At 60.1% G+C, this 11,656-nt stretch carries 12 protein-coding genes and 1 tRNA gene; 5 read left to right on the top strand and 8 right to left on the bottom strand.

Annotated features, from left to right (window positions below; translation table 11 throughout):
* Positions 1-18: 18 nt before the first annotated feature.
* Positions 19-94: transfer RNA gene (locus Asbog_RS04905), tRNA-Asn, on the bottom strand.
* 83 nt (positions 95-177) lie between these two features.
* Between Asbog_RS04905 and Asbog_RS04900 the strand changes: the two genes are divergently transcribed.
* Positions 178-1,185, top strand: coding sequence for an ABC transporter substrate-binding protein (locus Asbog_RS04900; RefSeq protein ID WP_062164285.1), 1,008 nt, complete (start codon positions 178-180; stop codon positions 1,183-1,185).
* Positions 1,186-1,348: 163 nt separating this feature from the next.
* Here the strand turns inward: Asbog_RS04900 and rnhA are convergent, their stop codons facing one another.
* Genes rnhA through ispH form a run of 3 tightly spaced genes read right to left on the bottom strand, consistent with a single transcriptional unit; the run spans position 1,349 to position 3,839 of the window.
* Positions 1,349-1,825, bottom strand: a complete 477-nt coding sequence (rnhA, locus tag Asbog_RS04895; RefSeq protein ID WP_062164284.1) for a ribonuclease HI — start codon at positions 1,823-1,825, stop codon at positions 1,349-1,351.
* Positions 1,818-2,780, bottom strand: a complete 963-nt coding sequence (gene thrB, locus Asbog_RS04890) for a homoserine kinase (RefSeq protein ID WP_062164283.1) — start codon at positions 2,778-2,780, stop codon at positions 1,818-1,820. The genes rnhA and thrB overlap by 8 nt, the downstream gene beginning before the upstream one ends.
* A 45-nt stretch (positions 2,781-2,825) precedes the next feature.
* Positions 2,826-3,839 (bottom strand): 4-hydroxy-3-methylbut-2-enyl diphosphate reductase, encoded by a 1,014-nt coding sequence (ispH, locus tag Asbog_RS04885; RefSeq protein ID WP_023978608.1) that lies wholly within the window; start codon positions 3,837-3,839, stop codon positions 2,826-2,828.
* Between the two features lie 237 nt (positions 3,840-4,076).
* Here ispH and Asbog_RS04880 point away from each other — a divergent pair, with 237 nt between their 5' ends.
* The 3 genes from Asbog_RS04880 (at position 4,077) to Asbog_RS04870 (ending at position 8,438) form a co-directional block, all read left to right on the top strand.
* Positions 4,077-4,643, top strand: a complete 567-nt coding sequence (locus Asbog_RS04880; RefSeq protein ID WP_023978609.1) for a hypothetical protein — start codon at positions 4,077-4,079, stop codon at positions 4,641-4,643.
* Positions 4,644-4,737: 94 nt separating this feature from the next.
* On the top strand, positions 4,738-6,447 hold the full coding sequence (locus Asbog_RS04875; RefSeq protein ID WP_083510711.1) for an alginate export family protein: 1,710 nt from the start codon (positions 4,738-4,740) through the stop codon (positions 6,445-6,447).
* Between the two features lie 50 nt (positions 6,448-6,497).
* The gene (locus Asbog_RS04870; RefSeq protein WP_062164282.1) at positions 6,498-8,438 is read left to right on the top strand and encodes an OPT family oligopeptide transporter; all 1,941 of its coding nucleotides are present in this window, start codon (positions 6,498-6,500) and stop codon (positions 8,436-8,438) included.
* 161 nt (positions 8,439-8,599) lie between these two features.
* Here Asbog_RS04870 and Asbog_RS04865 read toward each other — a convergent pair whose 3' ends face one another.
* The 3 genes from Asbog_RS04865 to Asbog_RS04855 all read right to left on the bottom strand — a co-directional run bounded on the left by Asbog_RS04865 (position 8,600) and on the right by Asbog_RS04855 (position 10,864).
* Positions 8,600-9,211, bottom strand: a complete 612-nt coding sequence (locus Asbog_RS04865; RefSeq protein WP_062164281.1) for a hypothetical protein — start codon at positions 9,209-9,211, stop codon at positions 8,600-8,602.
* A gap of 541 nt (positions 9,212-9,752) precedes the next feature.
* A complete protein-coding gene (locus Asbog_RS04860) occupies positions 9,753-10,292 on the bottom strand; it encodes a cob(I)yrinic acid a,c-diamide adenosyltransferase (protein WP_062164280.1) in 540 nt (179 codons plus the stop codon).
* Complete coding sequence (locus Asbog_RS04855) at positions 10,289-10,864, bottom strand: DUF4142 domain-containing protein (RefSeq protein ID WP_062164279.1); 576 nt, start codon at positions 10,862-10,864, stop codon at positions 10,289-10,291. Before Asbog_RS04855 ends, Asbog_RS04860 begins: the two co-directional genes overlap by 4 nt.
* 97 nt (positions 10,865-10,961) lie before the next feature.
* Between Asbog_RS04855 and Asbog_RS04850 the strand changes: the two genes are divergently transcribed.
* Entirely contained in the window at positions 10,962-11,348 is a 387-nt protein-coding gene (locus tag Asbog_RS04850) for a DUF423 domain-containing protein (protein ID WP_062164278.1), read from the top strand.
* Here Asbog_RS04850 and Asbog_RS04845 read toward each other — a convergent pair.
* Positions 11,321-11,632: a hypothetical protein gene (locus Asbog_RS04845; RefSeq protein WP_062164277.1), complete on the bottom strand. Its 312-nt coding sequence runs from the start codon at positions 11,630-11,632 to the stop codon at positions 11,321-11,323. The genes Asbog_RS04850 and Asbog_RS04845 overlap by 28 nt on opposite strands.
* Between the last annotated feature and the right edge of the window lie 24 nt (positions 11,633-11,656).

The following is an 11,656-nucleotide window of genomic DNA, read 5'->3' as shown; positions in this document are numbered from 1 at the left end:
TTCTGAAGGAAAAATGCCTGGCTCCCGAAGTAGGACTCGAACCTACGACCCAGCGATTAACAGTCGCTTGCTCTACCAACTGAGCTATTCGGGACCGGCGAGGCACTATCTAGCGAAAGCTTTTCATGGGGTAAACCCCCCTTTGTCATTTTTTTCGCATATGGAGTTTTTCTTCTGATGGCAGCGCCCTCCCGCCGACTTGTTCTCATGGGTGCAGGCGGCATCATTCTCGCTACAGTCCTGCAATCACGGCATGTTTTCCATCATCGCACACAGATCGCGACAGACGGAAAACCGAGGCGCGTACGCCTCGCCTGGCCCGAATCCGATTATGATCCCCTGCTCTGGCTGTGCCAGCAGGGGCTTTTCGGGCGCTACAATCTGCAGGTCGATATCGTCGAGGTCGGCGGCGGAAACAGTGCGATCGATGCCGTGCAGAATGGTCGCGCCGATGCCGCGCTGAGCCCCCTGCTCGACTGGCTACCTGCGCTCTATCAGGATGACGCCGAAGATCTGCCGGCGAAACTGGCCTGCGGCGTCAGGGGCGGCAGCTACCGCCTTCTGGTGCGGCGCGACCTGAAGCTGCACAAGGTGGCTGACCTCGCCGGAAAGAAAATTGGTGTCATGAGCCTTGAGGGTGCAGACCGCCGATTCGTCAGCATCCAGCTTCGTCGACGCGGGCTGCATCCAACCGATTCGGTCCATTGGGTCGCGATTCCTGCAGACGACATGGCTGATGCCCTGCGCGCAGGGGAACTGGATGCCGTCGCCGTGCATGACCCGATGGGATGGCGAATCCTGCAACAGACCAAAGGGATCAGCTGGAACATGCTCGACAGCATGACGGGGGCTGAACGCGAAAGAATTGACCTTACGCTCGGTATCGCAACCAAAGCTCTGGCTCAGGACCCCGGCCTCGCTGCCGCCCTCACCGCCACGCTCAGCGATGCCCAGCACGAATTCCCCGCGCATCGCGACGAACTGGCGTTGCTGTGGGACAAGGACAAGGACGCACCGGACGATGCGAAGGGCATGCTGGATCGTGAAATCACCAGCCATCCGGTTACAGGGCATCCGCTTCGGGTGCAGGTCGAGCAATATGTGGACGAACTCAAGCTGCTCGGCCTGATGCAGGACGCCGATAACGCGACCGACATCGCCCATCGTATCTGCCTACCCGTCTGATGCGGGGTTTTCGCAAGGCGTGGATACGCGGGGGAACGCCCCGCTATGCCCGACAGTGTTGTGACCCGGCGAGAGCCCGAGACGTCGGGCAATCGCTTGTCTGAACGGGACGAGAAAGAGAGACTCAGCAGGGATCTGTGTCGGCCAGCGATGGCCGAGGCCATCAGCTCCGCTCGATAGCCTCGCGCCCAGCTGTGGCAAGCTGGTCCACGCGTTCGTTATTGACGTTGCCGCTATGACCGCGCACCCAGAGCCAGGTCACATGGTGGCGCTTTTCCGCTTCCAGGATACGCTGCCACAGATCCATGTTCTTGACCGGATCACCTGCCGTATTGCGCCAATTGCGCCTCACCCAGCCAGTATGCCAGCGCGTGATGCCATTACGCAGATACTCGCTGTCGGTATGGAGCGTCACATGACAGGGGCGGTTGAGCGCCTCAAGCGCCTCAGCCGCTGCCGTGAGTTCCATGCGGTTATTGGTGGTCTCGGGTTCACCACCTGAAAGCTCACGTTCATGCCCATTGGCACAGAGCAATGCGCCCCAGCCTCCCGGTCCCGGATTGGGGCGGCAGCCCCCATCGGTCCAGATCTCGACATGCGGCGCGCCCTCGGGGAGCGGCGGCTTGGTTGCCTCAGACATGGAGCAACCCCTTCGCATTCTCGCGCCAAGCTCGAAGCCTGTGATGATAGGCCAGCGGGTCCTTGCGTGTGACGATTGCATCCGCTGGCGTGTTGATCCAGTCAAAGAGCCGGGTCAGCAGGAAACGGATCGCAGCCCCCTGAACGAGCGCTGGCATGGCCACCCTTTCCTCAGCCGCGAGCGGCCGCACGGATTGATAGCCTCCCATCATCCCGGCAATGAGCGCAGGCGAGGCCGTCTGCTCGTCGGGAAAGCACCAGGCATTGAGGCAGATCGCCAGATCATAGGCATAGAGATCGGTGCAGGCGAAATAGAAATCGATCAGCCCGGAGACGTTTCCACCCTCAAAAAACACGTTGTCCGGGAAAAGATCCGCATGGATCTGCCCCTGCGGGAGGGTCCCTTCCTGCGGCCAAGCTTTCAGCACATCGGCAATGGCAAGTTGAAGCTCTTCAGTCAGGCCCGGATACAGGCTGTCCCCTGCCCCGTGACAGGAATCGAGCAGTGGTAGCCAGGCCTGCGGGCCGAGACTGTTTTCACGACGCGCCCGAAAGCCGTCCCCCAGAAGATGCAATCGCGCCAGCGCCTGACCCAGCGAGAAGCACGCTCCCGCCGTGATCGTGACGATCGGACGACCAGTGAGAAAGGTCGTGATGGCTGCCGGACGATCCATGAGGCGCCGCAGGGCAACGCCGTCACGCGCAATCACCGGGGTCGGGCATTTGAGGCCACGACGGGCAAGATGCTGCATCAGGCCAAGAAACCAGGGTAGTTCGGCCTCATTCACCCGCTTTTCATACAGGGTGAGGATCGCACGTCCGGCTTCGGTCTCGATCAGATAATTGGTGTTCTCGACACCCTCGGCGATTCCGTCCACGCTCTTGAGCGCACCGAGATCGTATTCCGCCAGAAACGCCTCAAGCGTCTCCGGCGGGATGGTTGTATAGACCGCCATCGATTCAGGCGGACAGAAAAGCGTTCATGCGTGTTCCGCCAGATCTCAGACGGGTTCGCCGAGCGGGCTAGGCAGACGGAACGCCACGTTTTCCTTCTTCACGATACGCTCCTCGATATCGAGCTTGTAGCGCGTGGAGAGGGCATCGACCATTTCCTGAACCAGCGATTCAGGTGCCGAGGCCCCTGCCGTGATCCCGACCGTGGAAACACCTTCAAGCACGCTCCAGTCGAGCGCCGCCAGCTTGGGCACCAGAAGCGCACGCTTGGCGCCCGAGCGCTCGGCCACTTCACGCAGGCGCTGCGAATTCGACGAGTTGGGAGAACCAATCACGATCACCAGGTCACTCTCTGGCGCAATGGCCTTCACGGCTTCCTGACGATTGGTGGTGGCGTAGCAGATATCTTCCTTCTTCGGCCCTTCGATGAGCGGGAAACGCTCACGCAGGATCGCGACGATCTCTGATGTATCATCCACCGAAAGCGTCGTCTGGGTGATGAAGGCAAGACGCGTCGGGTCGGCAGGCTGGACGGTACGGGCTTCTTCCGCATCGTTGATGAGTGTCACCGCGCCGTTGGGCAGCTGGCCCATCGTGCCGACCACTTCAGGATGGCCTGCATGGCCGATCATGAGGATATGACGGGCATCGGGACCACCACCGGCAAAATGGCGCTCGGCTTCACGATGCACTTTCGAGACCAGTGGGCAGGTCGCATCCAGATAAAGCAGGTTGCGACGCTGTGCCTCGGCCGGCACAGATTTCGGCACGCCATGCGCCGAAAACACGACATGGCCATCCGCAGGGACCTCGTCGAGCTCCTCAACGAAGATCGCGCCCTGCTCCTCGAGATTCTCGACGACAGTACGGTTATGCACGATCTCGTGGCGGACATAGACAGGGGCGCCATAACGGCGGATGGCTTCTTCCACCACGCGGATGGCCCGGTCCACGCCAGCACAGAAGCCACGCGGCCCGGCCAGAAGAACGCGAAGCGTTTGTGCCCCGGACGCCTGCTCCGAGGTCTCTTGCGGGCGTGAAGTGGTCAAGGTGTCGGGCATGGTGTTCCCCAATCTCACGGCAGGCGGTATATGCGAACAAGCCCCATGGCAGCACGCATGTCAGATGATGCAACGCTTCGCGATATGGGCTCGCATATGGAAGCTACGCAACCCGTTGCCAGTATGCAAGCCCATGATTGATGTGAGCCCGTGATTGCATGATCATTTGGCGTTGTGTCGCCACCATACCATACCGGGCTCGGTTTCCGCACCGGTGAATAGACGAGAGCCTTGTTCATGACCAGATATGCCCGCCAGTTCCTCCCTCTTCTCGCCATACTTGGCACGGGCACAGCCCTCACAGCGTGCGATCAGGACGATCAGAGCGCCTTTGCCCCTGTCTGCCCTCCGGTCGAAATCCTGAGTTCGGCAGCCGATTATTATCAGTATGACGGCCACGGACTGGATGCAGGCAGCCTTGTGACCCACGCGGCCATGAGCGGTCTGACCGGCAATTGTGAAGGTGCGCCCAAAAAAACCGTTCGCTCACGCCTCAGCCTGGGCATTACGGTCGAGCGCGGCCCGGCCTCTGATGGCAAGGATATCGTCCTGCCCTATTTCGTGGCCGTGATGCGCGACGGCAAGATCATCGACAAGAAGGAATTCGAGGTTCCTGTCTCGTTTGCCGGCAACCAGTCCACCGTCTCGCTGCGTACGCCGGTACGCATCATCGATGTGCCTGCGTCGCCCGATCTGCAGCTGACCAACTACTCCCTGAAGATCGGCTTCCAGCTCAGCCGTGAGCAGCTCGACTACAACCAGACCCATCTGCGCCCGGCAAAGTTCACTGCCCACACGAACTAAACCACACAAACTTATAGTGTTTCTATAGAAACACTTTGTATTCTCGTTTTATGCTGATACGCTGGGGAACCATCTTTCTCCGGAACGTTTCGTCATGCGCCCATATCCTGCCCTGCCTGCCCTGCTCCTGCTTGCAGGCTCGCTTCCCTGCGCCGCGCATGGCGAAACCATCAATCTGGTCAACACAGGCCGCACGGCGACGACCGCCCCATCGGTTTCACGCCAGAAACCGCGGGTTGATCCCACAGCGGCAGAAGAACAGGTGACGGTAAGCGGCACCAGCCGACCCGAAATCCAGAACTTTCCCCATGCCGGGCCGGTGGGGCAGCCGCGACGCGTGACCCCGCTTCAAAACCGCCCCCCGCACGGGACGCAGGGCGACTGGGGCGTTTTCACACGGGGAAACGGTGAATCTGCCGGGTTCGGCCCGATAGGCCGTTACGGTGTCGCCCCCTGGGCGGAAGACTGGTCTTTCCTGCGCGACAGGAAGCGCCATGATGACCTGTTCGATGCCATCAAATATATCCCGCTCAATGCCAGTGGCCGTTGGTGGCTCAGCTTTTCCGGCGAAACCCGCCTGCGTAACTGGTCGGAGGAGACACCGTTTCTCGGGACACGTGGCCCGGCAGGCTCAGGGCGATTTGCCGTGCGCAACCTATACGGTGCCGATCTTCATCTGGGCGAGCATGTGCGGTTCTTTGGCCAACTCGTGAATGGCGATGCGGCTGGCTGGGGCGGGTTTGGCTATAATACCACCTATCGCAAGCGCCTCGACCTGCAACAGGGGTTTGTGGAACTGCGCTCCAGGCTTGCTGGCGCAAAAGCTGGAGTGATCGTGGGCCGCCAGCAGTTTCTCGATGCACCGTCCTATATTCTCTATAACCGTGAGACGCCCAACGTTCCCCTCTCCTGGAACGGTGTGCGTGGCTATGCCATCTGGCCGCGCCTGCGCGCAGATGTCTACGATTTCGTCGGCACAAATGTGACGTTCAACAAGATGTTCCATGACCGCGTCGACTGGAGCACGCGTCTGCATGGTATCGACTTAACCTGGGCGCCACCCTCCTTCTCTCTTGGGGCAGAGCGCGTATCATCTTTTCTCGACCTGTTCCTGATTGCGTTTCGCCTGGGCGGCAGTTCGGCGGCTCTCGCCTATAACCGGTCGACGCTCAACGGAACGACGGCGCGTCAGGATTACGGATTTCGCTGGTATGGCGGCGCACCATCCTTCGAATTCTCGGTGGGTGGGCTCTATCAGGGGGGCAGTTTCGAACTGAACCGTACCGGACAGAACCGCGCCGTCTCGGCTTACGCCTTCAACGCCATTGCTGGCTACCGCCATACACCCTCGCCGCTGCATCCCTTCATCGGTGTGCAGGCCGATTTATATTCTGGTGGCTCCTCAAAGAGCAATAACGGCACGATTGGCACCTACATCGCCCCGTTCAACCCGCAAACAAACTATCTCGATACCACGACCTATATTGCGCCAAGCAATCTCGTCAGCCTGTCGCCGGTGCTGCGCATCACGCCACGCAACTGGCTGAGCCTTCAGTTTAAGAGCCCCTTCTTCTGGCGTGAATCAACGGATGATGCTGTTTACGGTCCCTCGGGCGCTTACACGTTCAATAACCTGCATGGCGGGTTTATCGGTATCGTGCCGCAGGCCTCGCTGACGCTGCAGCTCAATCGTCACCTCACATGGACCCAATATGGGGCGCGCTTCATCGGCTCGGACGGGTTGCGCGCAGCCGGTGGCAAGAGCGGAAGTTACTACCAGTCCAACTTCGTCTTTCGTTTCTGATCGCTTCGTCGTAGGACCAGTTCCTTACGACATCGACACAGAGAGACAGCATGAGCAAGGCGACACGGGAATTAACCATAAGAGGACTCATTCTCGGCGCTCTGATCACGGTCATCTTCACCGCGTCCAATGTCTATCTTGGCCTCAAGATCGGCCTGACCTTTGCCTCATCCATTCCGGCGACCGTCATATCGATGGCCGTTCTGCGGGCCCTCGGTGGCAGCACGATTCTGGAAAACAATCTGGTCCAGACACAGGCTTCGGCGGCGGGAACATTGAGCTGCGTGTTTGCCACCATCCCCGGTCTGGTCATGATCGGGTTCTGGGGCGGCTTTCCGTTCTGGCAGAGCTTCTTCATTACCCTGCTCGGCGGCGCGACGGGTGTCCTGTTCACAATCCCCCTGCGCCGCGCATTGGTCACCCATAGCGCCCTGCCCTACCCCGAAGGCGTCGCCTGCGCCGAGATCCTGCGCGTTGCGTCTCCGGAAGGGAACCAGCAGGCGCTCAGATCCCTGATCCGCGGCAGCGTGCTTGCTGCCGTTGTGACCTTCATGAGCACAGGCTTGCGCGTGATGCAGGATGGCTGGAGCCTGACGCTCAGTCTCGGTCAGTCCATCTTCCGCCTGCAGGGGGCGTACTCCTTTGCGCTCATCGGTACGGGCTATCTGGTCGGGCTGACAGGTGGGCTTGCCATGCTGGGTGGCGTTGTGCTGGGCTGGGGAATTGCCGTGCCCTGGCTCACGGCCATTCTGCCCCACCCGGCTGGCGTTTCGGCCACCGATTTCGCGACTGGTATATGGGTGCACAAGGTGCGGTTCATGGGCGCTGGCACAATCGCCATCGCGGCACTCTGGACCGTCGGCTCTCTGCTCGGCCCCGTCGCGCGTGGCCTGAGGGAAGCCTTTTCTGGCACGCATCGCCAGACGCTGGACGAGACGGACCGCGACCTGCCCCCCGCCATCATGAACATCCTGCTCGCAGCGCTCGTTCTCGGATTGGGCGCTCTGTTCACGCTCTTCCTGTGGCCCGTGACTCCGCATGATTTCCTGCTGGTGGTCATGCTGGCTCTGGGCCTCGCTGCCTGTCTGTTCATCGGGTTTCTTGTAGCCAGCGCCTGCGGCTACATGGCCGGGATCATCGGGTCTTCCTCCTCTCCCATCTCCGGCATCTCGATCATCAGTGTTGTGGCGCTCTGCATGGCCCTGATGGGGCTCGAGGCCCTTCATCTGGTGCCGGACGCACTCTCGGCCCATGACCAGCACATCGCCATCGCCTATATCCTGTTCGTACTTACGGCCCTCACAGGCTCGGCTGCGATTTCAAACGATAATCTGCAGGATTTGAAAACCGGCCAGCTTGTCGGTGCCTCTCCCTGGAAGCAGGAAGTCGTGCTGCTGGTTGGCTGCGTGGTGGGCGCCCTGATCATCCCGCCCGTATTGAACGTGCTGTATCAGGCCTATGGTTTTGTCGGCACAATGCCTCGTCCGGACATGGATCCAACACGCGCCCTCGCCGCACCGCAGCCCGCCCTCATGGTCGATCTGGCGCGCGGCATTCTGCTACGTAATCTCGACTGGACCATGATCCTGATCGGCGCTGCGATTGGCGCGGCCCTGATCGTGATCGACCGCCTGTTCAGGCTGCGTAACCTTGCCCTGCCGCCACTAGCTGTCGGCATGGGCATCTACCTTCCTGCCGATGTATCGGTCACCATCGCCATCGGCGCCGTTATCGGTCGGCTATTTGATAAGGCCCATCGTAACGACGTGCATGACGATGACAGTGCCGGCACGATGATTGCCTCGGGTTTCATCGTTGGCGAAAGCCTGATCGGTGTCGTGGTTGCCGTGCTGAGCGGCATGAGCGGCCACGGCGATCTCCTTGCGTTGCCGGTCGGCGCAGGCACAGCACAAATCATCGGCCTCGTCGTGTTTGCAGCAAGCCTGGTCTGGTTTGCGCGTCAGCTGGCGCAGTCCCGCAAGCCCGGGTAACGGGCGGGCCTGCTACAGGCCTGGGGCGCCAGCAAGGCCTGGTCCGAGCGTCGCGCATCTCGTTGCCCCACCCTCAGACCCCATAGCCCCAAAACAGATTAGCCGGGCTTGTCGCCCGGCCAATTCGAATATCCTGCCCGGCAGGTGCGGTGCTTGCTGCCTCAGTCTTTCCACCACTGAACCGGCTCAGGCTCATTGGAAGGATCAACGGGCGGCCGGACCTTGGGCGGACGACCAGGCCCGCGGGTCTTTTTGACGCCTTCCGCGCCCGAAGGTGCAACGCGTTCAACGGCCATTTTGGGTGCCGGTGCCTGCTCGCGCAGACGCTCGACCATAACCTGAGAGTCAAGCAGCGCCTGCTCGATATCGGCACAGCGCGTCTTGAGCTCCTTGACATGCAGTTTTTCGTGCACGAGATGCGTCTCGAGCGTACGCAACTGCACCTGAGCGTCGCTCAGTTCCCTCTGGGCATCTTCTGCCCGGCGCTGTTCGAGTTTGACGAGGTTGCGCAGGCGATTGATCTCATCGCTCTGGTCATCGCTCGTCGCAGGCGCGGCACGCTGTGTCGTGCGTGACACCTGATGGTGCTCGACGACAACCTGCCCTTCCTGCACGAAACGACGGCGGCGCGGCTCGGGCGATGATTTGGTATGGGTGACATGACCGGGGCGCTTGCGATTATTGGCCCCCAGGCGTTCGAGAGCGAGGCGGAGAGAGTCCTCGCTGATTTCGTTTTCTGTGCGGTCGTCTTTACTTGATAAGTCCGGGTTCATATCCACTTTATTTCGTCCGGTAGAAAGATATTACTTTTGCCATTACCTTGAAGTCATAATCCTGACGCGGGAGACAACTAGTCTCCCTGATAATTTCTGAGGCGTTCATATTTGCCCCTGCTCCTAGACCAATTATTTCCCTATGTCACCACGCGGAAAGTAATCCGGCCTCATTATTCGCGACTGCGTAACAAATACGGCTTTGTGAAATACTTGGGCGCAAAACAGAAATGACGGGCTTCTATTACATCCCACAAGATGATTTTGCCTACCGTCACATAGTTCGTCATAATAACGGATGCGATGACAGAAATTCACATTCCCTCGCAACCGAGGGCTTATGGCGTAACGGAACGACGCATATCACAGTTATTTGTTCCGTCATACCATTTGTTCGTCGCTCGCCCTCAAATGCTTCGGCGGTTCAATGGCAGGATGAGGGACTATCCGCCCCACCCCGTCAGGGCGCAACGCGAGTGCACCGGGGCCAGCTGCGCGGAGAATCTCACAGAACGCGCACAAGCTGGAACCGTGACACAATTCACACAGGATCGCGCTGCCAGAGAACATCGTTGCGCCCATCGTCATTAAGATGACGGGCGAGAACAAAGAAGAAGTCTGAAAGCCTGTTCAGAAACGCCGCTGCGCCAGCCAGTCGCGTCTGATCGAGCGAGACGATCCGCCGCTCGGCCCGTCGGGTAATCGTTCGGGCCAGATGCGCCCAACTCGATCCGGCACTCCCACCGGGCAGCACGAAACTCCTGAGTGATTCCTGCCTCGCACGCAGCACCTCGATCTCTCGCTCCAGCCATTCAATCTGATCCGCCGCGAGCGCTTGCGGCATGTCGCGCCCTGGCATGCACAGAACAGCTCCGATATCGAACAGGATATTCTGCACCCGTGCGAGCTGGTCCTGACAGGCACCAGCAAGGCGCACCAGACCGACGGTTGCGTTGAGTTCGTCGAGGCAGCCCATAGCCTCGATCAACGGATCATCCTTGCGCACGCGCTCGCCATCGCCGAGGGATGTCATCCCGCTATCACCACCGCGCGTCACAATGCGATCGAGGCGTACACTCATCGATGAGTACCGGACCGGTGCTTGCGCGTTACCAGTTGCGGCAGCCAGCTGAAGGCTGAGGAGATATAGCGCTGATCGAGCTTCTGCAGATCGGTCGCGACTGCTTTCACATCGCTGTCCTTGGTGGTGGTAAACACCGTCCCGATGGAAGCCTGATTGGCCTGCGCGTCGTCGCGTATCGCCTTCATATAGGCGTGATCGAATGCGGGGCCGTGCAGCTTCGAGAGCCGGTCTGTCTTCTCCTGATCGGCGGCCAGCACGGTGGTTGTAAGAGCAAGGTCATGCTTGCCTGCCAGCGTCGAGAGCGTCTTGCGGTGGGCCTCGTAATCCTTCAGCGCGTCCTGACCCAGCGTCTTCACGTCGTTTGATCGCGCATGGTCGACTGTCAGCTTTGCCAGCGCGATCTGTGTCAGGTCATGCTCGTTCGCCTGCTGAAGGAAGGCGGCATCAGCCGTCGTGAAAGGCGGGGCCTTGTCTGGAAGAGGGGGCAGCTTCGGATAGGCCGGCGTGCAGGCACAAAGCGGCAAAAGCGCAAGACCGACACGCAGCTCTGGTCTTAATCCGAATTTCATGGGCGTTCCCTCTTTCTCGTTATCCCGGCGGTGCAACGCGCGTGGTAAAGGTTTGTTTTCCCGGTTGAACCGCGCAGTAATGAAGAGTGTGCTTCCCATGATGAGATGGCAACGTTTGATTCTGACCCTGGCCGGGCTGTCCGGCTGTGCCGGCGTCATGCTGGCTGCGCTCGATGCCCATCTGCCGGATACGCATTTCATTACCGGCGGCAGAGCCATGCTGGTACGAGGGGTCGAGATGCTCATGTGGCACGCCATCGCGCTTTTGGGCATTGCCTTGAGCGGCTGGAATGACCTGCGCTGGTCAGCCTACCTCATGGCGCTCGGCATGGTCCTGTTCGTTGCCCCGGTGGTGATGCTGGCCCTGAACGGCCCAGCCCTCGGTTTCATTGCGCCCTGGGGCGGCACGCTCACGATGCTGTCTTGGCTGCTGCTCGCCGTGTTGGCCTGGCGCTCTCAGCGCCGGAAACGCGACCACGCGTAAACCAGACCGGTCTGCACAGCTAAAGCCACAATGAAGCAGGCCATCATGATCCCGATCAGGATAAGCTGCTCACGCCCAAGGCTCGTTTCAATACCCAGCAATGCATAGAGCTTCTGCCAGATTTGCGTTCCTGCAATGAACTGAACGCCGTGAGAGAGAAAGGGCACGAAACGAATCAGGCAGGCGAGGACGAGCGTCAGGCCAACAAGCCCGATGGTGCGCAGCAGGGTTGTGGTGATCGAGACCTCTGTGACCGGGTCGCCCACTGGCTGACGCTGTTTCATGATGCGTTCCTCGCTCTCTTGTAT

This window comes from Asaia bogorensis NBRC 16594 (assembly GCF_001547995.1).
Lineage (GTDB): Bacteria > Pseudomonadota > Alphaproteobacteria > Acetobacterales > Acetobacteraceae > Asaia > Asaia bogorensis.
The sequence above is the reverse complement of the archived record's forward strand: the minus strand, read 5'-3'. Positions and strand labels throughout refer to the sequence as shown.